This window comes from Amycolatopsis sp. BJA-103, from assembly GCF_002849735.1.
Classification (GTDB): domain Bacteria; phylum Actinomycetota; class Actinomycetes; order Mycobacteriales; family Pseudonocardiaceae; genus Amycolatopsis.
On record NZ_CP017780.1, the window covers coordinates 9,386,321 to 9,407,840 of the forward strand.

19 protein-coding genes and 1 tRNA gene are annotated in these 21,520 nt (G+C 66.2%); 9 read left to right on the plus strand and 11 right to left on the minus strand.

All coding sequences use genetic code 11. From position 1 onward, the window contains the following. Window positions 1-86 precede the first annotated feature (86 nt). The 8 genes from BKN51_RS42400 to BKN51_RS42435 form a co-directional block, all read right to left on the minus strand. Window positions 87-1,328 carry an SAVED domain-containing protein gene (locus tag BKN51_RS42400; protein ID WP_101612907.1) on the minus strand — a complete coding sequence of 414 codons (1,242 nt, stop codon included), beginning with the start codon at window positions 1,326-1,328 and terminating at the stop codon, window positions 87-89. A 250-nt stretch (window positions 1,329-1,578) separates the two neighbouring features. Further along, the gene (locus tag BKN51_RS42405; RefSeq protein ID WP_101612908.1) at window positions 1,579-3,057 is read right to left on the minus strand and encodes an SAVED domain-containing protein; all 1,479 of its coding nucleotides are present in this window, start codon (window positions 3,055-3,057) and stop codon (window positions 1,579-1,581) included. Further along, window positions 3,054-3,521, minus strand: coding sequence for a Mov34/MPN/PAD-1 family protein (locus BKN51_RS42410; protein WP_101612909.1), 468 nt, complete (start codon window positions 3,519-3,521; stop codon window positions 3,054-3,056). Before BKN51_RS42410 ends, BKN51_RS42405 begins: the two co-directional genes overlap by 4 nt. Further along, entirely contained in the window at window positions 3,518-5,065 is a 1,548-nt protein-coding gene (locus BKN51_RS42415) for a ThiF family adenylyltransferase (protein WP_101612910.1), read from the minus strand. Before BKN51_RS42415 ends, BKN51_RS42410 begins: the two co-directional genes overlap by 4 nt. Further along, a complete protein-coding gene (locus tag BKN51_RS42420) occupies window positions 5,062-6,081 on the minus strand; it encodes a nucleotidyltransferase domain-containing protein (RefSeq protein WP_146044392.1) in 1,020 nt (339 codons plus the stop codon). Before BKN51_RS42420 ends, BKN51_RS42415 begins: the two co-directional genes overlap by 4 nt. Window positions 6,082-6,129: 48 nt before the next feature. Further along, window positions 6,130-7,023 carry an AAA family ATPase gene (locus BKN51_RS42425; RefSeq protein ID WP_236781093.1) on the minus strand — a complete coding sequence of 298 codons (894 nt, stop codon included), beginning with the start codon at window positions 7,021-7,023 and terminating at the stop codon, window positions 6,130-6,132. A 47-nt stretch (window positions 7,024-7,070) separates the two neighbouring features. Then, a complete protein-coding gene (locus tag BKN51_RS42430) occupies window positions 7,071-7,589 on the minus strand; it encodes an HORMA-1 domain-containing protein (RefSeq protein ID WP_101612913.1) in 519 nt (172 codons plus the stop codon). Between the two features lie 2 nt (window positions 7,590-7,591). Continuing rightward, window positions 7,592-8,590 (minus strand): CBASS oligonucleotide cyclase, encoded by a 999-nt coding sequence (locus BKN51_RS42435; RefSeq protein ID WP_158255797.1) that lies wholly within the window; start codon window positions 8,588-8,590, stop codon window positions 7,592-7,594. A gap of 129 nt (window positions 8,591-8,719) precedes the next feature. On the opposite strand from BKN51_RS42435, the gene BKN51_RS42440 reads away from it, so the two are divergent. Continuing rightward, the gene (locus BKN51_RS42440; protein WP_101612914.1) at window positions 8,720-9,559 is read left to right on the plus strand and encodes a hypothetical protein; all 840 of its coding nucleotides are present in this window, start codon (window positions 8,720-8,722) and stop codon (window positions 9,557-9,559) included. A gap of 74 nt (window positions 9,560-9,633) precedes the next feature. Next, window positions 9,634-10,179, plus strand: a complete 546-nt coding sequence (locus BKN51_RS43425) for an STAS-like domain-containing protein (RefSeq protein WP_158255798.1) — start codon at window positions 9,634-9,636, stop codon at window positions 10,177-10,179. Window positions 10,180-11,040: 861 nt separating this feature from the next. On the opposite strand, the gene BKN51_RS45025 is transcribed toward BKN51_RS43425, so the two are convergent. Continuing rightward, the gene (locus BKN51_RS45025; RefSeq protein ID WP_146044394.1) at window positions 11,041-11,313 is read right to left on the minus strand and encodes a hypothetical protein; all 273 of its coding nucleotides are present in this window, start codon (window positions 11,311-11,313) and stop codon (window positions 11,041-11,043) included. Window positions 11,314-11,615: 302 nt separating this feature from the next. Between BKN51_RS45025 and BKN51_RS45030 the strand changes: the two genes are divergently transcribed. Beyond that, window positions 11,616-11,870 (plus strand): pentapeptide repeat-containing protein, encoded by a 255-nt coding sequence (locus tag BKN51_RS45030; protein WP_101613821.1) that lies wholly within the window; start codon window positions 11,616-11,618, stop codon window positions 11,868-11,870. Between the two features lie 267 nt (window positions 11,871-12,137). Here BKN51_RS45030 and BKN51_RS42455 read toward each other — a convergent pair. After that, window positions 12,138-12,210 (minus strand) — tRNA-Ala (locus BKN51_RS42455). A gap of 268 nt (window positions 12,211-12,478) precedes the next feature. Here BKN51_RS42455 and BKN51_RS42460 point away from each other — a divergent pair. Next, a complete protein-coding gene (locus tag BKN51_RS42460) occupies window positions 12,479-14,632 on the plus strand; it encodes an RICIN domain-containing protein (RefSeq protein WP_101612916.1) in 2,154 nt (717 codons plus the stop codon). 104 nt (window positions 14,633-14,736) lie between these two features. Next, entirely contained in the window at window positions 14,737-15,294 is a 558-nt protein-coding gene (locus BKN51_RS42465) for an HdeD family acid-resistance protein (RefSeq protein ID WP_101612917.1), read from the plus strand. On the opposite strand, the gene BKN51_RS42470 is transcribed toward BKN51_RS42465, so the two are convergent. Continuing rightward, window positions 15,295-16,017 carry a hypothetical protein gene (locus BKN51_RS42470; RefSeq protein ID WP_101612918.1) on the minus strand — a complete coding sequence of 241 codons (723 nt, stop codon included), beginning with the start codon at window positions 16,015-16,017 and terminating at the stop codon, window positions 15,295-15,297. A gap of 32 nt (window positions 16,018-16,049) precedes the next feature. Here BKN51_RS42470 and BKN51_RS42475 point away from each other — a divergent pair, with 32 nt between their 5' ends. The 4 genes from BKN51_RS42475 (at window position 16,050) to BKN51_RS42490 (ending at window position 21,520) form a co-directional block, all read left to right on the plus strand. Beyond that, window positions 16,050-17,705, plus strand: a complete 1,656-nt coding sequence (locus tag BKN51_RS42475) for an FAD-dependent oxidoreductase (RefSeq protein WP_101612919.1) — start codon at window positions 16,050-16,052, stop codon at window positions 17,703-17,705. Next, a complete protein-coding gene (locus BKN51_RS42480; protein WP_101612920.1) occupies window positions 17,702-19,123 on the plus strand; it encodes an ATP-binding protein in 1,422 nt (473 codons plus the stop codon). Before BKN51_RS42475 ends, BKN51_RS42480 begins: the two co-directional genes overlap by 4 nt. A 154-nt stretch (window positions 19,124-19,277) precedes the next feature. Further along, window positions 19,278-20,366 carry a hypothetical protein gene (locus tag BKN51_RS42485; protein WP_101612921.1) on the plus strand — a complete coding sequence of 363 codons (1,089 nt, stop codon included), beginning with the start codon at window positions 19,278-19,280 and terminating at the stop codon, window positions 20,364-20,366. Further along, a complete protein-coding gene (locus tag BKN51_RS42490; protein WP_101612922.1) occupies window positions 20,366-21,520 on the plus strand; it encodes a toxic anion resistance protein in 1,155 nt (384 codons plus the stop codon). Before BKN51_RS42485 ends, BKN51_RS42490 begins: the two co-directional genes overlap by 1 nt.

Sequence of the window (21,520 nt, forward strand, 5' to 3'; positions counted from 1 at the left end):
AGTGTGAAAGTCTAAGGCAGCTATAGGACGAAAAGTTGGTGAGACCACCATCTTGGAGTTCAGCGCAGTCGCTCTAATGGGTCTGTTTACGCGCTGTCTACTTTAGCCTGCGAGGGGGACCGGTCGGTCGTCCATGACACAACGGGCCCACCGCTGCGGCCCGCGGATACTGTTGCCATCTCGAGGTACGTTGGCGGTTCGGCCTCCCGTTCCCATTCGTAGAGGGTGACTCGCAGCGTGTTGGAGGTGCGGCCAAGCATCACGGCTAAGGGGAAAGGGACGCGCATGAACAGGTGTATATGCCGACTTCCTGCGATTTCGCCGATGCGCTGGCGTAGTTCGGTGACAAGTGCGGGGGCTGCCTCGGCGGGGATGGGCTCGCGTTCCGCCACGGCGATCTCGACTGCGTGGGCGTAGGCGTGGCTCTTGGCGTAGTGACGGAAGCCTTTGTTGGGCGGTGCTGGTACGAGATCGAGGTACACGGCGACGGGGCCATCGGGGGGACCGTCGAGGGGAATCGCGCTCTGTACGAGCGGCACAGTCTGGGTTTCAGCTCCCGTCCATTCGGTCCCGTCTTGATCAGTGACTGTGACGGTCAACCCACTCGTGGTCGGTAATGCGGCCCCGAGCGCGAACGCCATGCTCAAGTGCGCGCCGCCAGTGATGTGCAGATGCTGAACGCCGGCCGACTGGACGATGCGTGGCAGGTCGCTGAGGAACGGCGCGAAGTCTTTCCAAGCGTCGGCGGGCGGCACGCTGGTATCGCGCAGGGGTGGGCGAGTCCGGGTCGCGAGCGGTGCCTTCCGAGTACCCAGGGCAGGGGCCCGGGTTTGGATGTCCAGATGGAGCCGATCGTCGACGGCGGCGCGGCGGACACGGCGGACTGCCATCTCGCTGGCCAGACGAGCGAGCCCTGCGTGGTCGAACACCGCGAACTGATCGAAGTCGCTCAGCGCCGCTGTCTCCTGGGGGAGCAGACGATCCGGGGCACCGTAGTCCAGTCGCCCGTCCGAGTCGGTGATGGTGTTCCCGATGGCGAAGGTGAAGGCAGAGTCAGCCTCTAGGCGAAGGAGATTCGGTAGTTCCAACTCTCGGACGAAACTCGAGTGCGCCATGTCTTTGGTGACGAGAAGTACGGCCCCGGACAGCCCTGAGTCGAGGGCTTCTTGCAATCGCCGCTGAAAGCGGCCCGGTGGTAGATGAGTCTGGTCATGCCACACGGGGACGCCGTGGGCGCGAAGTACCCACGCGGCGCGTTCTGCCAAAGCATCTCCGTCTGAGTGCCGGTAGCTGAGGAAGATCGGGTCAAGGTCGTGTATGTGAGTCATCTGCAACCTCCTGTGCAGGTCTGGGACAGATCAGGGATTGGCAGCGGGGCGGGCACCGCTGCGCGACGTTACTTCTGCGGCGAAGGTCGGACTCGTTTGAGTTTGGTGGCGATGGTGAGGAGGCGATCTTCGCGAACCGGGTGGTCAGGGAAACATCGAGGATGTGCCGGCGCTGCTCGTTGCCCGGACGGCTGAAGGTGACGTCCTGCGGTGACCGGTGTGGTGACCTTGGTAGAACTCGGCAGAGTGCTCAGCCCGGAATGGTGAACGCCGGTGTATAGCCGAGCCCGGCTCCGAGGTGTTCGTAGACCACTGTGGTGCGGGTTCGGTTCCAGCGATGACCGAGCAGGAGCGCGAGTCCTCCGGGACCCGCCAAGTACAGGTGTACTGCCTTGGCAATCGGCTGATCACCGAGTTCCGCTCGAACCAGGTTGCGTACCCTTTCTGCGTACGTCACGGCGTGCCTAGCGCCTTCGATGGAAGCGTCGTCGGGTCCGGCCGCTGGTATGACTGTCAGCAGGTGGTCGATCGGAACTTGGTTCGCCTGCAACCAGTTGACCACTTCGTCTGTCGGGTCGATGGTGGTGCCGACAGCGACCGCAAGCTCGTTTCCGAGCTTGATTGGCGTTCGCCTCAGGGTGGGCTGGCCCAGCGTGGCTTTGGCGGCGGCGGTCGACCAGATCTCGCCGCGTTGTAGATAGCGGAGCGTGTGCTGGCGCACCTGGGGCAGGGCGGTGCCGACGCGGAAGAACGTCGCTTGCCGCATGGAGCCGCGGACAACTGTGGATGTCCAGCCCTCATTTTCGATGGTGGCTGCGGCTGCGGCCAGTTCCCGGTCCATGGCATTCCAGCTATCCGTGTCGCGTGGGATCACACGTGCCCGAGGCTCGTCGCCGTCGTACATGTCGACCCAGTTCAGGGCAACTGTCGCCTCGTCGGCGTGTGGGTCGGTGTCGATGGCTTGGACGACTAGCAGCGCGGACGGTGCCTCTCTTTGCAGGTCGGCAACAGCTTGGTGGATGTCCTGTTCGCTGATCACCCGGGTGCCCCCGACGACCCAGCCGGTAACGGTGGTCAGCCCGTGCTGGAGTGCTAAATCGCTACCGTCCAGTCCGGCGGCGAGCATCAAGGTCCGAACGTGTTCTCGTTCTGCACTGATCGTACGACCGGTAATGAATTGTAGGTGACCGAGCATGTCGAGGAGTTCTTCGCGACTTGAGCCGACATGCTCTGCCCAATTGCCGATAGCCTTGCCCGCCTCGGATGTCTCCGCCGCGTGGGACGCGTAGGGGAGAAGGAGGTCGGTGCGGCCATCGGCGTGTCCCAGCAGAGGGTGGCTGCCGTCGAGGGCACGGTTGGTGATCAGCTGCATCGAATGCCCGTTGCCATGTCGGCCGAGCGTGACATGGCTGTTGTACAGCTTCTGCAGCAGGGACTTGCTCTTGCCGCCCCGTGGCGGAGTCGTGAGGTAGTCCTCATCGACGAGATCTGCTGGGTTGGTGGCCCACTTGACCTGTCCGTACAAATCGCCGCTGGCCGTTCGGCTCCGCAGGACGACATCGTCGACATTGCCTGCTCCGGTGATCTCGACTTCCACTTGGTTGAATCGGCTATCCGGCCCGATCACGCGCATCGCCGCGCCCCAGACGAAGAGGTCCTGGAAGCCGTCGCCGCCCCGGCGGACCCCCGAACTCGACGGTGCGCCGGCTGCCGGTCGAGAAGCGGTCATGTCGTTTCCCTCTCGGGTGAATCGGGGATTAGCCCACGGATGAGCGGGTGATTCGCGGACGCTGTGACGACGGCCTCGACGAGGCCGTCAGCCAGGTGGACGAGGAGCACTAGTGGCTGGTCGTACTGGTTGGACGCATGCTGGATCGATGTGAGGTCCTGACTGCTGGCCCCGAAGTTCGCGGGATGGCTGTGCCAGTCCCCGACGTATCCGAGCCACGGATGTCCCTGGTCGCCGAGAGCCTCTTGGAGCGCAACCTGCGCGGTGTCGTAGTCGCGGACCCAGGACCCCTGAGAGGCATCAGGGTCTGGTACTTCGACGGCGTGGTACACCATGACTCGCTCGTCTAACCACCATCCGAGCAAGACCCCGCCGGTCTCGCGAGGGTGAGCGGCCTCGGCGGCTGCGGCGATCATCGACGTCACCTCTGCGGCCACCTGTAGTACTTGGTCCAAGTCATTCATGACGCGGCTCGTCGCGGGTGGTCGGAGGTGATCCAGCCGATGACGTCGAAGGGCGGTTGATCTTGGGGCTTGCGCACGTCTGCGACAGTCGCGGGGAGTTTGCGCTCGGCGGTGACTTCGTCGATCACAACGCGGAGAGCTAGCTCGGCGGCCGCCACGACGGCCCCCGGGGGTGTGGGCGAGATCGGGGCACCGCAGCCTCGTTCACGCAGCTGGCTGGCGTGCTCCAGCGCGGGCAGTGGCGGCAGGTAGCTCTCGCCGGGGCGCAGGGGCATTCGGTCGACCCGCAGAACATGGCCATCACGCTGTACGCACACAGACACGACCGTGTGGTCCGGCCCGACGCCGAGCCGGTTGACCGCGGTTGCGAGCAAGCTGCTAGTTCGGCCGCTGCCAGTCGCGTCCAGAACGATCCGGTTTTCGAGCACTAGATCAGTTGCCTCGTCCAGCGTCGACAGCCGGCTGTGCGTGACGGTCACGGCGTCGACCTGGGGGTCGATCGCGGAAAGGCAGTCGAGCACCGCATGAGGCTTTGGCCAGCCGATGTGCCGGAGGTCAGCGAAGTGCCGGACGACGTTGCCCGGCCGCAGGCGCTCGGGATCGACGAGGGTCAGGATGCGGGCCCCGGACCGGAACAGCAGCTCGGCGGTGAATGACCCAATTGCCCCACAGCCGACGATCGCGATGGGGATGTCGGTCAAGGCCGTGCGTGCTGAACCGGCGCGCGTGGTGCGCGTCGATCTGCTCGTGTCCGCGCTCTCGCAAGCGCTGATCCGAATACCGGCACCGTTGGGGCGAACCCTCAGCGCAAGCGCGGCGTCTGCTTCTCCTCGGGTGTAGCGGAGCAGGATGACGGTGATCACGCGGATCTTGATCAGCCGGCTGACTTCCGCGGCGTGAGTGCCTAACGATGCGGCGAGGTCGTCCCAGCTCCGTATCGGCTGAACGACGGATCCGATATCGGCCACCCAGGCGAGTCGGCGGTCCTTGCGGTTTCGTCGCCGCCCGTTGACGATGTTGCCGGTTCGCCGGGCCCTATCGGCGATATAGATGATCTCGGGGCCCCCTTCGGTCTGCGCGGCCTGATTCGGGAGCAGCCTCGTCGCGTTGTAGATCACCATCCGAGGACCATCGTCCTCCTGGTCCAGATAGCGTTCAAGGTCACATGAGTCGTCGTCGGGCCAGCCGGCCGCGGTCTTCTGTAGCCAGTCGGCGATCCGGTCCAGAAGCTTTCGCGGGTCCAACCATGGCGCGTCGTCGACTGACCAGTCGTCCTCCCAGAGACAAAGTGTGTTGTCCGCGTTGATGTGGAAGGTGATCTCGAGCGGCCCGCCGGAGTCCAAGAGTCGCACCATCGGTGGTGCGAAGGGAAAAGTCGCCCCGGGCATGATCTCCACTTGCGCCGTGAATACCGTCGGCGGCTGGTCGGGCCTGGCTGGCTCGACCCACTGCACCGGACCGCGGAGCCGTTCGCCGTCATCGGTGAAGCCGAGTGTGGGGAGCTCTTCTCGCCACCGGTCGAGGTCAGCAGAGAACATGTTCATGCGTACCGATCGCGACCGGCTGGCACCGCCGGGGCACCTTTAACCAGAGCGCCCGTCGGCTTCTCTGTTCCGTCGGCGTTGCACGCCTCGGGAAGGGCGAAGACGAACTCGGGTTCATCGGTCTGCTGCGTCTTGCCGAGCAGCTCTTGCCACTTCAAGGCACTCGCGCAGATGTCCTCCTCTTTGAGCGCATCTTCCGCGAGCTGGGCGGCCTCGGTGATCCGTTCGGCGGCGGCCTCGATCTGTTCCTGCGTGGCCTTGGTCGTGATAGTGCGCTCGTCGAGCGTCGGGTCGTCGGGGCCGTCGGTCACGTAGTCCGGCAGCCGGTCCGCGATCTCTCGCAGGATGATGCAGAGGTACCCGGCGACGGTGTTTTTGTGCGGCTCGAGATCCTGGAAGGCGTGGTAGGTGAGGACCTCGAAGTAGTATCCGCCCGGCTGTTCGTCGACCCAGGTGCGCCGGATTTGGCGGATCAGCTTGACCAAAGGCACGTAGACGCCGGACCCGGACAGGAGAAAGTCGTCATTGGCTTCGGTCGTGAGCTCGCTCATCTTGACCGGGTTGGTCTCGATCCAGTTAGCGCGCCCGTCTTCTTCGACCTTCTCCGGGATCTGCCAGTGCTCCGTGGGATGGTCGACGCACGGGCGGGCGATGACGACGTCGACCGACAGGTCGAAGTCCGGAAACTCGATCATGACTGAGCGGTGCTGCCGTGCCACTTGGTCGGGGAAAGCATCCTCGAGAACATCGTTCACGTGGTCGAGGATTTCGCCTGGCCGCAACGAGTCGGTCGCTTCCTCCAGACGCACGAACATGTCGACGTCTTTGACCCGTTTGATCGACACCTGTCGGCCGTAGGAACCGATGAGGAAGGTAGAGATTCCCAGCTTTTTCAGCCTGCCATCGGCCTTCAAGACCGCGGTCACCAGCTTGTGAGCTTCGGCGGCGTTGTCCGCGTCAACTTTTGGCTCGATACGGGTTAGTGCCGCTTTGAACTGCGTGGCTAGGGTCGCCATCGGTGCTTCTCCTTCCGAGATTTGGGCGAGAGCCCGGTGCAGGCGGGGTCAGGTCTCCTCGGTGAAGACCGGGCTAGGGGCGAGGTCGGCGGCGAGAGTGAGCAGGTCCTCGTCGGTGACTGGGCGGTCGGGAAAGGCGTCGAGGACGGCAGCGGGAACGAGCCGCTGGGTGAGATCGGAGCCAGTGAACCCATGCCGTCCGCCGGACGGACCGGTAAGTTCGACCAGCTTGGAGATCGTCTCCGACCGGATGCTGAGCCCATTGAGGGCAGCGGTGAGGATCGCGTGGCGCTGCTGGTCGTCGGGTCGACCGAATCGGAAGGTCGCGGCCGCCCGGCGCAGCACTGCCGGGTCGATAGCGCCAGGACGGTTCGTGCAGAGGACCACGATGATCGGCAGTCCGATTCCGGCGATGCCGTCCACGCCCGCGAGGAAGGCGTCGACCCCGGCGCGGTCTTCGTGGTGCATCTGCTGCGCTTCCCGTGACTGCACCAGCGCGTCGGCCTCGTCGACGATGAAGACCGACACGGCGGTGACGCCGGCTGAGCTGATCGAAGCCTCCGCCTGTCGGCGCACGTGGGTAAACGCTTCCCCTATCAGCGTCGTCATCTCGCCGACCAATCCGCGGCCCCGTGCCGTGAGCTTCAGGCGGTATAGGAAGACCGGAAGGTCGAGGTGCTCGGCCAAGTCGCAGCCGAAGGACTCGGCCAAAGCCGACTTGCCCGAACCGACGTCGCCGGCGAAGACGAATAGAGGCGCACGGTCGGCGAGCAGGCGAAGGGCCGCTGCAGCGGCCCCGGCGTGGTGTTCGTCGGCCCACTTCCGCAGCTGATCGGGCTGGGCGAGGAGCGTGGCTTCCTTGCGCAACCTGATCTTGGTCTCGTCCAGGCCGACGAGGCGCTCGTACCGGGCCAGTTGCTGTGGATCGGGGAGTTCGATCACCGGCAGGAAGAGGTCATCTTGCGTGCTCAATGTGGTTCTCCGAGAGGTCAGGTCGCGAGCGCGACGAAGATGCCGCGGGTCACGCCAATGCCGTTACTGCTGTAGCCGTGGCCAGGCGTGGAGTTGCCGAGTCCGACGCTGGGTTCGGTACCCGCGGTCCGCCGGACCGGCAGGCCTGCCTTGAAGGCTGTTTGGTCGGCGACGGACAGGGCGTTGAAGGTGTCGCTGTACGACATGTATGAGTGGAACGGCAGCTTCGCGACATCCGCGGATCGCGGAAGTCGGCCAGGCGGATCATCGAGCCGCTGTCGACCAGCCGTCGCCCGGTAGCGGAGACGTAGCTTCCAGCTGTTGCTGGCATGGTCCCGGAATCCGTAGTCCGCGGTGCCGAGGTAGTCGGCTTTCAGGAGCAAGGCGGCTTCCTCGGCGAACTTGTCGATCTCGTCGACGTCGGCTGGCCTGCCGTACATCGAGCGCAGCTGCCGCAGGTCGGCACCAATCTTGGCGCCGACGTACCGGGCGTTGGTGATCGTGAACGAGGAGGTGAAGGTCAAGGAAGCGCTCATGGTCAAGCTCCGAGGAACGAAGGGCCGAAGAGGGTGCGCCAGGCGTCGTTGGCCGCGCCGCAGGTGGGGGAGGTAGCGGCCCAGGAGACCGCGTCGAGCGCCTCAGCCGCGAGGTCGACGAGGTGGCGTCGGTTGGTGTCGGTGTAGCTCGACGCGACGTTGTTGCCCGGATTGACCGGATCCCAGACCTGGATGGGCTCGGACGAGGATGAGACCGCGTTCGCGGCGTAGTGGTCGGTGAACACGACCGGCGCCTGTAGACCGGTGGTTACGATGTAGGCGAGCACCTGCTCGAACGCCGCCGGGTAGTCGTCGACCTGCAGAGGCGCGCCGTGCCAGCCGTTGTCCCACAGGTGCGCGACGATGAGTTCGAGAAGGAAGCTCTTGCAGCGGAGGTTCGGGTCCAGGCGCTTCGCTTCCTGGATCCACGCTTTGAGCAGCCGGATCAGCTCGGCGTAGCCGCGCCCGGCTTCCTGCTTGCGGGACCGGATGAACTCCAGGTGCTGCGTCACCGAGGTCAGCACCCGCTCGCCCTGACGGGTGATCAGGTGGCCCCTGTCCTGCTCGTCGCCCTGGAACAGCACCGGCGCGACGTCGATCTTGAGCTTGGAACCGTGCAGCGTGATGCCGACGGCGTGCTGCGAGATCACGAAGTCGTCGGCCACCTTCGTCTTGCCGTAGACCTCGATGCACCGCGCGAGGAGCCAGTCCAGGACCTTGGACTCGTCGATGTCGGGGTCGGTCGTCCGCAGGTAGGCGGCAACATCGGCGTCGGATCCCTCGCCGCGCCGACGTCTGATGGCGGTGCCCTTGGCGGTGCTACCCGACGCGCGCAGCTTGACCAGGTCGTAGTCCGGGGCTGCCGCGATGTGCGTCTCGAGCCGGGACCGCAGGTGATTCACCTGTGCTCGGCGCTGCGCGGCGTCGGCGCTCGAGATGTTGACCCGTGTGACGGCGAATGTCGCCAGGATCTGGTGGTTGACGTTCCTCTCCCCGGCCATGCCCGAGTACCTCCTTCGTGGGGCACGAGGCCCGCCGATCTTGTGCACCGGTTTCATTGAAACAGATGAACACGGCGGTTTGCTCGGCACCCCCTCACTCGGCGTGTTGGATCTGGAAGACTCGGCGACGTGCGCATCGAGCTCGTCGGCCGGCGGCCGCTACTGCGCCGGCTCTGTCCGGTCGAGCCGGAGGCCGGCCCACTGATCTTGGACGGCCAGCGGCTCACGTTCGCGTCGCCGCTGGACCTCGCGGCGATCGTGGCGCTCGCTCGGGCAGCCGGATCGCGGGGGGACAAGGTTCGGCTGATTACGCCGCGTGATCACAACGTCGCGTCATACCTCGAGCGCCTAGACGTCATCAGTAGCCTGCCCCCGGATACGGACGTCGTCGGTGATCTCCAGGGCGGGTCGCGGATGGACCTGTCGGATCGCCTGCTCGAAGTCACACATTTGACCCCTGATGGAGCCGATCGGCTGGGTGAGCGAATGGGGCGGATGCTTACTCGGCACTACGGCGATCTTGGCCGGAGATACTTCGCGGGGGTTGGTGAGCTGATCGACAACGCGATCAGTCACGGGTGGAGCGGTGTCGGCGCCTTCGTTGCAGCGCAGGTCTATACCGGAGCAACGAGTGGTCTGCCTGGTATCGAGTTCGCGGTCTGCGATACCGGAATCGGTGTGCGTGCGCACCTCGGCCACAACTTGGCCGACGACGTCCTGGTCGACGACGTAGCTGCTCTCGAGACGGCGCTCGAGCCGGGGGTGACCGGCACTCAGGAGGTGCGAGGTCATGGTCTGAACGACCTGTGGCGGGTGGTGCCGAAGGGCGGTCTTGCCCGCCTTCAGCTCCGCAGTGGCAAAGGTCTCGCCAGTGTCGTCGGCCGTGGCGATTCGAGGCGTCCGACGTGCGTGTCCGCCGACGTCGACGTGGCGGGCACCTGGGCGTCATTACGGATACATCCTTACTAGTTCCTGCGGCCTGTGTTTCAATGGTTTCATTGAAACCGGGAGGCTTTGTGATGGGTTCGCAACATCTTTACCGGGTGGGCAAGCATGGTTCCTTCCTTGCCACCCGGAGTACCGCCAAGGCTGCGCGGGAGTCATTGGAGCACGAGTCGTCCGCTGGATCGGAAGCCAATGAGGTCGTGATTGACTTTGCGGGCGTCGACGCCATGACCATCAGTTTCGCCGACGAGTTCCTCGGCAAGTTTTACGCTGCGGTCGCGTCCGGAGATGTCGCGGTGTCGGTCGTGCTGCTACAGGGGCTCAACGAGGAGACTCTCGAGACGATGCAGGTCTGTCTTGATCGGCGCGAGTTGATGGCGGCCGCTGTAGATGGTGGTGAAATTCGCTTGATAGCTGCGCCAGCGCATCTTAATGAGACGTATCGCCAAGCTTTCGCCCTTCGAAGATTTCGCGCAGGGGAGCTGTCCGAACGTCTTGGGGTCACCTTGCAGAACGTCAACAATCGATTGAAACGCCTGGTTTCGAGCGGTACACTCAAACGTGAAAGAAGCATTCCGGCCAACAGGGGTGGAAAAGAATTTGTTTACACGGTCCCGGGTTCGTGGTCAGAGAAGCCTGCATAAGTGCCGATGAAATTTTCTGCCTAGCCCGAATTTCGCAAGCAGCTGCCGTCTGCAGATTATCAGTGCCGCTACAGTCCAGCGCGCAGCGCTTGACGATTCCATCCGGACCCCAAGTCCTCTGCTGTTGAATCCGCCTTCCGGTCGAAAAATTTGCAGGGTGGCGGCGTAAAGCGCAGCTCTGGATTTCAGGTCGGGCCGAGCGATGTCAGCTCTTGAGAAGCTCTTAACTGGCAATCTGTTGCCACAACTTCGAGTCCTGTCTGAATGTGTGAGGATGGTCTCGGAGTTGCGTTCCGGTCGGGTGGATGAGGTGGGCGGGTGGCTTAGCTTGCCTTCCTGAGGGCCTGGCTGTCTGCGCCTGGTCCCGGTGAAACGCGCGAAAGGTGCTCGGCTGCTTGATTCGTAGCGTGATCACGCGGCGCGTTCGGTGGAGGGCCGGCTTCGCTCGGGTGCCACTGTGCGGCGTTGGATTTCCGGATTGCGTGCTCGCCCGGATGGCGCCGCGCAACGGAGATCTTCACATAGCCTTGCCTGCGGATTCTTTAAGGTAACTAAGGTCGCCCTCCACCTGCTATTCGGAGCCTCTCCAGGCGCTTTGAGTTGCCCCATGAAGGTCATGGATCCGGAACCACACGAATCACGTGCAGGGGTAGAGGGGTTTCCGTGGGTTGTCCGGACGTGCCTGTGGTGGCTTGCGCAGTAACGACTTTGCTGTTGCGCCGATGGCGGCCGCGTTGCTGTCCGTGCCAGCTGTGCGTCCACATGGGATAGTGTGATGCTGGCGGCCGTGGAATCATGGAGGCGGAGCCCGCCATCAGTCGCCGACCGTAGCCGGTCCAATGACGTCGGCGGTCTGCCCAGTCACTCGAACGGCCCAGCGTCGAAGCGATGACGCACTTCCGCTCCGCAGGTCGCTGCGACGTCTTCGCCGGTTTCATGGACGATGGTGGCCACGGCCGATGATGTGCCTCCTGCGGCCGCGAATGCTTCTTCGTCGCCAAGCCTGATGTCTTCTTCGGTGAAGCGGTTGCCTGCGTTGACCCAAGCCGCGATGTGGTGGACGGCGATCCTGATCGCGGTGCTGACCGCGGCCGTGGTGACCGTATTGTGGTGGCTGGCCACCGCGGGGCTCACGGGAGCGGATCTGGTGAAGGTGCGGCTGGACGCGCTGAAGGTCGGGCTGAGTATCGGTGTCGGTGGTGTGGTCGCGCTCTATCTGGCTTGGCGCCGCCAACACTCCACTGAGGCCGACCTCGACAATCGCGAACGCGCCCTCGCTCACCAGCAAGACATCGCTGCCGCTACCCAGGCACACCAGGAACGAGTCGCCGAGGACGCCCGCGCCGACGCCGTCGAACGCCGGATCACCGAGCTCTATCTCAAAGCCGTTGAACAACTCGGCTCCGCCAAGGCCCCGGTCCGCCTTGGCGGCCTTTATGTCCTCGAACGCCTTGCCCAGGACAACGAAACCCAATGCCAGACGATCGCCAACGATCTTCGACGGTCACGCGGCGTTCAACGGGGCAACTTTCACCAGCGACGCCATATTCGCCAAGACGACCTTCGCCGGCGACGCAGGTTTCCGCAAGGCGACCTTCGCCGGCGACGCCTGGTTCGGCGGAGCGACGGTGAAAGGAAAGCCTGTCGCCCCCTCAGATTTCGTCTTCGGAACCAGAGAGGACTCTGGCTAAGCGAACTTGCAATCCGACGGAATCTGGAGCCCATCGACTTTAGCGGGTTCCCTCGGTTACCGGAGTCCTCGTAGACAACCCGGTCGGGTTACATAGCTGGAGCAGGCGATGTGACCCCATTCGGCATGGCCGGGACGGTGTGCTCCAGATTTGCTCCAGCTACTGAACAGTAACTGAAGTTGGTCGCGTCAATTCTCAAAGTGAGGAAGACCGAAAAAACCGCCCTACCTCGGCAAACGTGCCAGATGGGGCGGTGTTTCGTCACTGTGGAGCTAAGGGGACTCGAACCCCTGACCCCCTCACTGCCAGTGAGGTGCGCTACCAGCTGCGCCATAGCCCCGGAGCGAAGTTGTACTCCGCATCTCGTGTGTCCATACATTACACCGCCCGCGCGGGCCGTTCGCGAGGGGGTCGCTCTCAGTGGTCTCGATCGCCGCAAGCGGCACTGACCTGCATCTTTGAGACTTATTTTTAGACGTGTATTGACTCCGCGTGTGACCGCCGTTACGTTTTCGACCATCGTGACGCCGAGGTCCCCGCCCGCTACGCCGCGTCTCCACTGGGCTCCGCCTCAGCTCGCCCTGCCCCATGACGCGGAGGAGGTCCTGATGAGGGCCAGAGCAGCCTTGATAGCCCTGTTTTCGCTGGTCGGAGCGCTGATAGTGGTGGCTCCGGCGGCGCAGGCGGCCATCGTTCCCGATACCTGGTACACGGTGACGGCCACCAGCGGGAAATGCGTGGACGCGCGGGCCGCCGGGTCGGCGAACGGGACGGTCGTCCAGCAGTACGCCTGCAACCAGACCTTTTCCCAGCAGTGGCAGTTCCAGCCGACCTCGGGCGGCTACTACCGGGTCAACACGCGCAACAACCCGGCGCAGGTGTGGGACGTCGCCGACGTGTCGACGTCCGATGGCGGGCTGATCCATCTGTGGGCTTACGGCGGCGGAAACAACCAGCAGTGGCAGCCGGTCGAGGAAGCCGGTGGCGCGTACCACTTCGTCAGCCGCAACAGCGGCAAGTGCCTGGACCTTCCGGGTCTCTCCACTCAGGACAGTGTTCAGCTGCAGCAGTACGCGTGCAACGGCTCCGGCGCGCAATCCTTCCGGCTCACGCCGGTCACCGGCACCGCCAACCCCGACCTCGGGCCGAACGTGCTCGTCTTCGACCCCGGCATGGCGCAGTCGGCGATCCAGTCCCAGGTCAACAGCGTCTTCTCGCAGCAGGAGACCAGCCAGTTCGGCTCGAACCGGAAGGCGCTGCTGTTCAAACCGGGTTCGTACAACGTCGACGTCAACGTCGGGTTCTACACGCAGGTGCTCGGGCTCGGCCTTTCGCCGGACAACGTGACGATCAACGGCGCGGTGCACGCGGAGGCCGACTGGTTCCAGGGGAACGCGACGCAGAACTTCTGGCGTGGCGCGGAAAACCTCTCGGTCAACCCCGCGGGCGGCACCGACCGCTGGGCCGTTTCGCAGGCCGCGCCGTATCGCCGCATGCACGTCCGCGGCAACCTGCAGCTCGACGATGGCGGCTGGTCCAGCGGCGGCTGGATGTCCGACGTCAAGGTCGACGGCCAGGTCCGGTCCGGTTCGCAGCAGCAGTGGATCTCGCGCAACTCGCAGTTCGGCAGCTGGAGCGGCTCCAACTGGAACATGGTGTTCGCCGGGGTCAACGGCGCGCCGTCCACCAGTTTCCCGAATCCGCCGTACACCACGGTGAACACGACGCCGGTGGTGCGCGAGAAGCCGTTCCTCTACGTCGACAACGCCGGCGCGTACCAGGTCTTCGTGCCCGCCACACGCACCAACGCGCAGGGCATCACGTGGGGCGCCAACCAGCCGGGGTCGTCGCTGCCGATCAGCCGGTTCTTCATCGCGAAGCCCGGCACGACGGCTTCGCAGATCAACGCGGCGCTCGCCGAGGGCAAGGATCTCCTGATCACGCCGGGCGTCTACCACCTGAACGAGACGCTGCGCGTGACGCGGCCGGACACCGTCGTGCTCGGCCTCGGCCTGGCGACGCTGATCCCCGACAACGGCATCACCGCGATGACGGTGGCCGACGTCGACGGCGTCAAGGTCGCCGGGGTGCTGATCGACGCGGGCACCACGAACTCGAACACGCTGATGGAGGTCGGCCCGGCCAACTCCGCCCAGGACCACGCGGCGAACCCGACTTCGCTGCACGACGTGTTCTTCCGCATCGGCGGCGCGGGCGTGGGCAAGGCCACGAACAGCTTGGTGGTCAACAGTGACGACGTCATCGGCGACCATCTCTGGATCTGGCGCGCCGACCACGGCAACGGGGTCGGGTGGAACACCAACACCGCCGACACCGGCCTGATCGTCAACGGTGACGACGTCACGATGTACGGCCTGTTCGTCGAGCATTACCAGAAGTACCAGACGATCTGGAACGGCAACCGCGGCCGGACGTACTTCTACCAGAACGAAATGCCTTACGACCCACCGAATCAGGCCTCCTGGATGAACGGGTCGACGCGGGGTTACGCGGCCTACAAGGTGGCGAACTCGGTGACGAACCACGAGGCGCACGGGCTCGGGAGTTACTGCTACTTCAACGTGAACCCGAGCGTGGTCGCCGATCGCGCGATCGAAGCGCCGAACAATCCGAACGTCCGGTTCCGGAGCATGGTCGCCGTCTCCCTCGGCGGGAACGGGACCATCAGCCGGGTCGTCAACGACCGCGGCGGACCGGCCAACTCGGGATCGACCGTGGCGAACCTCGTCGCGTATCCCTGATGGACCCCGGTGCGCGCCGTGATGGCGGTCGCGGCGCGCACCGGCCTTCACCCTGACGAGTGGTGTGCCGCGCGCTCTCCGTCCGGCGCTTCGATACTCGGGGCATGCCTCTCGTCGGTCTCACCGTCGTCGAACCCCGCCTGGCCTGGCCGCTCGCCGCCGTCCGCGGGGTTTTCGCCATCCTGTTCGGCGTGCTCGCGCTGATCTGGCCGGGAGCCACCGTCCTGGCCCTCGCGATCATCTACGGCATTTACGCGATCATCGACGGCATCGGCGGCCTGATGCAGGCCTTCCGGCCGGGCGACGCCGCCCATCGCGCTGCGTACGGAATCCTCGGCGCCTTCGGCATCATCGCCGGTGTCCTGGTCCTGCTCTGGCCGGGGATCACCGTGCTGGTGCTGGCCTTCCTGGTCGGTTTCTGGGCGATCTTCACCGGCATCGTCGAGATCGTCGCCGCGATCCGGCTGCGCAAGCAGATCGAGGGCGAGGCCTTCCTCATCGCGGCGGGCGCGCTCTCGCTGATCGCGGGCATCGTGATCGTGTTCAACCCGCTGGCCGGCGCCTACGGGATCGCGCTGCTGGTCGGGATCTACGCCCTCCTGTACGGCGTGATGCTGCTCGTCCTGGCGTTCCGCCTGCGGAAACTCGCTCAAAGCGCCTGATCACCGCCAGGCCTGCCTCGCGTAAACCTCGGCTCCGGCGCGGCGCAGGTTCGACAGGCTCGGCGAGCCCTCGACAGCGGTCGCGACGGCGAAGCGTTGCCCTTCGCGGGCGGCCGCGGCGAGACCGTGCGCCAGCAGCCGTGCCTGCGCGCCTTTGCCGCGATGGGCCCGCGGCGTGGCCGAGCCGCCGAGGAGGACGCCAGGACCGTGCGAGCTCAGGGCCGCGGCGGAGATCGGCACGCCGTCCTCGATCAAGAGTGACCGCCGGAGCCGCGGATCGGCGTGTTCGGCGGCCATGAACGCCGTCACGGCGCCGCCGCTTTCGTAGCCTTCGAGCAGGATGCGGAGGAAGACGCCGACGTCGGGTGAGTCGTCGATGTCCGCCTCCACCGGAGGGAACTTCGTGAGCGGGAGGGTCGCGATCGGACGGACGCCGTCGGGGACGAGACCGCTGTCGTGCGGCACCAGGCCCGCCGGGAGCACGAGCGCCGGCCGGTCACCTTCCCAGCACGACGACCCGGCGAGCCGGACGGCCTGTGTCAGGTTCACCTCGGTGACGCCGGAGATCGTGCGCAGGAACCGCAACTCCGGAGCCGTGGCCAGGACCGCGAGAAGGCCGTCTTCGCGCCACGCCTCGAAGGAGCCGGGGAGTCCCGCCGCGGTGGCCGCTTCGCACGCGACGACGGCACGGTCGTGGATCACTTGTTCGGCTTCGGCCAGCATGACCCGAACGTAATAGGACGTAGGCTGATCCGGTGAGCCAGCCGATCCTGTTGACCGTCGACGACGATCCCGCCGTATCCCGTTCGGTCGCCCGCGACCTGCGCAGACGGTACGGAAAGGACTACCGGATCATCCGGGCCGATTCCGGGGCCGACGCGCTCGAAGCGCTGCGCGAGATCAAGCTGCGCGGCGACGCCGTGGCCGCGATCCTCGCCGACTACCGGATGCCGCAGATGGACGGCATCGTCTTCCTCGAGAAGGCGATGGACCTGTTCCCGAACGCCCGCCGCGCGCTGCTGACCGCATACGCCGACACCGACGCCGCGATCCAGGCGATCAACGTCGTCGACGTCGACCACTACCTGCTCAAGCCGTGGGACCCGCCGGAGGAGAAGCTCTACCCGGTCATCGACGCGCTGGTCGAGACCTGGCGCGCGGTGGGGGAGCGGCCGGTCGACGAGATCAAGCTCATCGGCCACCGGTACTCCTCGCCGTCGTTCCACCTGCGCGACTTCCTGGCGCGCAACGCCGTGCCGTACCGCTGGTACTCGGTCGACGACGACGAAGGCCGCCGGATCCTGGAGGCCGCGGACGCCGCGCCGCACGACATCCCGGTGCTGGTCACGCCGGACGGGACGGTGCTGCGCCAGCCGTCCGGACCGGAACTCGCCGACGCCGTCGGCCTGTCCACGCGCCCCGCGCAGGAGTTCTACGACCTGATCGTGATCGGCGGCGGGCCGGCCGGGCTCGGGGCGGCCGTGTACGGCGCGTCGGAGGGGCTGCGGACGGTGATCGTCGAGCGCAAGGCGACCGGCGGGCAGGCGGGCACCAGCTCCCGGATCGAGAACTACCTCGGCTTCCCGGACGGCGTTTCCGGCGCGCAGCTCACCGACCGCGCGCGGCGGCAGGCGTTGAAGTTCGGCGCCGAGGTGCTGACCACGCGCGACGTCGTGGGCCTGGAGGCGCGCGGTTCGGCGCGGGTCGTGCTGTTCGGCGACGGGACCGAGATCGCCGCGCATTCCGTGGTGCTGGCCAGCGGCGTCACCTATCGCGCCTTGGAGGCCAAGGGCATCGCCGAGCTCGCCGGCCGCGGCGTCTACTACGGCTCGGCCGCCACCGAAGCGCCCGAGTGCAAGGGCGAGCACGTCTACATCGTCGGCGGCGCGAACTCGGCGGGCCAGGCGGCGGTGTTCTTCTCCAAGCACGCCGCCGAGGTCACCATCCTCGTCCGCGGCCAGTCACTCGAAGCGTCGATGTCGCACTATCTGATCGAGCAGATCGCCGGCATCGGGAACATCCACGTCCGCACGCGGACCACCGTGGTCGAAGCGCACGGCGACGATCACCTCGAATCGCTGACCCTGTGCGAGAACGGCGGCGCGACCGAGACCGTGCCCACCGGCCACCTGTTCATCTTCATCGGCGCGGCACCGCGCACCGACTGGCTCGGCACGGAGATCCAGCGCGACGACCACGGTTTCGTGCGGACGGGCCCCGATCTGCTGACCGAAGGCGACCGGCCGCCGGGCTGGCCGCTCGACCGCGACCCGCACTACCTCGAGTCTTCCGTCCCCGGGGTGTTCGTGGCGGGAGACGTTCGCGCCGCTTCGGTGAAGCGCGTCGCGTCGGCCGTCGGCGAAGGCGCCATGGCGGTCACCCTGGTTCACCGGTACTTGGAGGAGCAATGAGCGTTCTGCCCAGGGAGGAACTGCGCGGGCTCTTCCTTTTCGAGCACCTCAGCGAGGAACAGCTGGACTGGATCGACGAGCACGCCGTCCTCGAGCAGTACACCGGCGGCACCACGATCATGCGTGAGGGCGATCCGGCGACCTGCTTCTATCTCCTGCTGTCCGGCGCGCTGCGGATGACGCGGCTCGTCGGCGGCACCGAGGTCGAGACGATCCGGTCCGACCAGCGTGGCGCGTACTGCGGTGCGACACAGTTCTTCGTGCACCAGGAGAACGAACATCACTACGGCGCTTCGGTGCACGCGGTCAGCGACCTCACCTTCCTGACGCTGCCCGCGGCCGAGTTCGCCACCGAGTTCCGCCGCTGGTTCCCGATGGCGACGCATCTGCTGGAGGGCATGTACCTCGGCTGGCGCAACAGCGACACGGTGATCGGCTCGCGGCGGCGCCTGCTCGCGCTCGGCGAGCTTTCCGCCGGGCTGACCCACGAACTCAACAACCCCGCCGCGGCCGCCGTGCGCGCGACGGCGGCGCTGCGGGAGCGGGTCGCCGGGATGCGGCACAAACTCGCGATGCTGGCGAAGAAGAACGTCGACCCGACGTTGCTGGAGCAGTTGCTCGAGATCCAGGAACAGCTGGTCAAGCAGGTCGCCTCGGCGCCGAAGCTGACCGCGATGCAGCAGTCCGACCGCGAGGACGAGATCGGCGACTGGTTCGACGACCACGGCATCGACCAGGGCTGGGACCTCGCCGACATCTACGTCCGCGCGGGCCTGACCGTGCCCGATCTGGACCGGCTGCTCGACTCGGTCGGAGAGACCTTCCTCGACGGCGCCGTCCGCTGGCTGGCGTACGCGCTCGAGACCGAGATGCTGATGGGCGAGATCGAGGATTCGACGACCCGGATCTCGGTGCTGGTCGGCAAAGCCAAGCAGTACTCCCAAATGGACCGCGCGCCGCACCAGTGGATCGACGTCCACGAAGGGCTCGACTCCACCCTCGTGATGCTCGCGGGCAAGATCACGCCCGGGATCCGCGTCGTGAAGGAGTACGACCACGAGATGCCGAGAATCCCGGCGTACGCGGCGGAACTGAACCAGGTGTGGACGAACGTCATCGACAACGCGCTCGGCGCCATGGGCTCCGAAGGCACACTGACCCTGCGGACGTCGCGGGTGAACGATCACGTGCACGTCGAGATCGGCGACACCGGGCCGGGTATCCCGGCGGAGATCCGGCAGCGGATCTTCGAGCCGTTCTTCACCACGAAACCGGTCGGCCAGGGGACCGGGCTCGGTCTGGACATCTCCTGGCGCATCGTCGTCGAACGGCATCAGGGCGACCTCCGGGTCGACTCGGAGCCCGGTGACACGCGGTTCACCGTCTGTCTGCCGGTCTCGGAGCAGTCGGTGATCTGACGGAGCCTGCGCTGATTTTCCTTCTGCCCCAACGTTTCGCCAGTAACTGACGACTTCTTCCGTTCATCGATCGTTCACTTCGAAATGGCTCGCCCGCGCGTCAAATGAGGTGAACGGGCTGAAGGATCAGGCCTGTGAACGAGGGGGTGGGCCGGTGAAACGCCGTCTGTCGATCGGCCTGGCAGTGGTGCTGCTGCTGGCCGTGGTCGCCGTGATCGTCTGGGGCCGGGGCGGTGACGACGACACCGCGCGGGGGACCGGCCTGACCACGGTGCGCGGGGTCATCGGTTCGGAGAAGCTCGCGTTCTTCTCCGACAAGCGGGTGGCGGACGCGTTCGCCGAGCACGGCCTGAAGGTGGACGTCGACACCGCCGGTTCGCGGCAGATCGCGAGCATGGACCTCGGCGCGTACGAGTTCGCGTTCCCGTCTTCGTCGCCCGCCGCGCAGCGGATCCAGCGCGACCACAAGGTGACCGGCGTGCACACGCCGTTCCAGTCGCCGATGGCGATCGCGACCTTCGAGCCGATCGTGAACCTGCTGGCCGCCAACGGGATCGTGCGCAAGGGCGCGGGCGACTATCAGGTGCTCGACGTCGCGAAGTACCTCGAACTCGCGCAGAAGGGCACGCGCTGGGACCAGCTTCCCGGCAACACCGCCTTCCCGGCGCGCAAGAACGTGCTGGTCACGACGACGGATCCGCGTGAGTCGAACTCGGCGGCGATGTACCTGTCGATCGTTTCCTTCGTCGCCAACGGGAACAACGTGGTCAGCACGCCGGAGGCCGAAGCGAAGGTGCTGCCCGGGGTGTCGAAGCTGTTCCTCGACCAGGGTTACACGCAGAACACCACCGAAGGCCCGTTCGAGGACTACCTCGCGGCGGGAATGGGCAAGACGCCGATGGCGCTGATCTACGAATCGCAGTTCGTCGACAGGCTGGTCCGCGCGGACGGTTCGATCCGGCCGGACATGCGCCTGCTCTACACGGCGCCGACGGTGTACTCCAAGCACACGCTCGTGCCGCTGAAGCCGAACGGCGATCAGGTGGGCAGGCTGCTGGCGACCGATCCCGAACTGGGGAAACTCGCCGCCACCTTCGGTTTCCGCACTGGGGACCCGCGGTTGTTCGCCGACGTCGTCGCCGCGGCCAAGGCGCCGGTGCCCGCGGATCTGGTGGACGCCGTCGAGCCGCCGTCGTTCGAAACCTTGGAGCGTCTGCTCGACGCCGTGAAGAAGCAGTACTGATGGACGATTTCACGCTCACTCCACCCGAACCGGTGGAGGCGATCCCGGCCGAGCGGGCCGCCGGTCTGGTCACCCTCGGCCCGGAGGTCCACGCCGAGATCGCCGGCCGCGCGGAGAAGTTCGCCGCGCGGCTCGAAGCGCTCGACGTCCGATCGCCGGAGTTCACCCGTGTCCTGGACGAACTGCTCGCGGTCGGCGAGTCCGACATGCGCGCGGCGGCCACCGTCGCCGGTGCGCTGCTGGACCGTTCGACGCGGGCGCTGGCGGAAATCGCGTCACCGCAACAACAGGCGACGGTGAGCTTGGCCGGGCTCCGGCGGACCGTGGCCGAGATCGACCCCGCGAAACTGCCGATCACCGGCCGCAAGCTGATGGGGCTGATCCCCGTCGCGGGCAGCGCGAAGAAGGCGCTGGACCGCTACCGCGCCGCCAACGAGCCGGTGAACGCGCTGGTACTGGACCTGCGTGCGCGACAGGACGTTCTGCGCCGGGACAACGCCGCGCTCAAGGGGGAGCGGGAGCGGCTGTGGGGGACGCTCGGCAAGCTGTCGGAGGCGGCCGCGTTCGCCGAGGCCGTCGACGCGGCGATCGACCGGCAGGTGGGGATCTTCGACCTGACCGATCCCGCGCGGGCCAGGTCACTGCGGGCCGACGCGCTGCATCCGATCCGGCAGCGGCACCAGGACCTGCTGACCCAGCTCGCGGTGAGCGCGCAGGGTTATCTGGCACTGGATCTGGTGCGGCGCAACAACGACGAGCTGATCCGCGGGATCGAGCGGGCGGTGTCGACCACGGTCGCGGCGTTGCGGGTCGCGCTGCTGGTGAGCGGCGCGCTCGCCGGGCAGCAGGACGTCCTCGACGAGGTCCGGGCCGTGCGGGCGACCACCGACGGGCTGATCCGGGCGAACGCCGAACTGCTGGAGCTGCGCAGCGCCGAGATCCAGCGCGCGGGCAGTGATCCGGCGGTGGCGGTGGCGACGATCCGCGAGTCGTTCGAGCGGATCTACCGCAGTATCGACGCGATCGACGAGTTCAAGGCGGGGGCCGTCTCGACGATGGCGGCGACCGTGGAGGCGCTGTCCGGGGAGATCCGGCGGGCCGAAGACCATCTGCGCCGGTCTCACGAGACGGCGACGGCCGAGGGGGCATCGTGA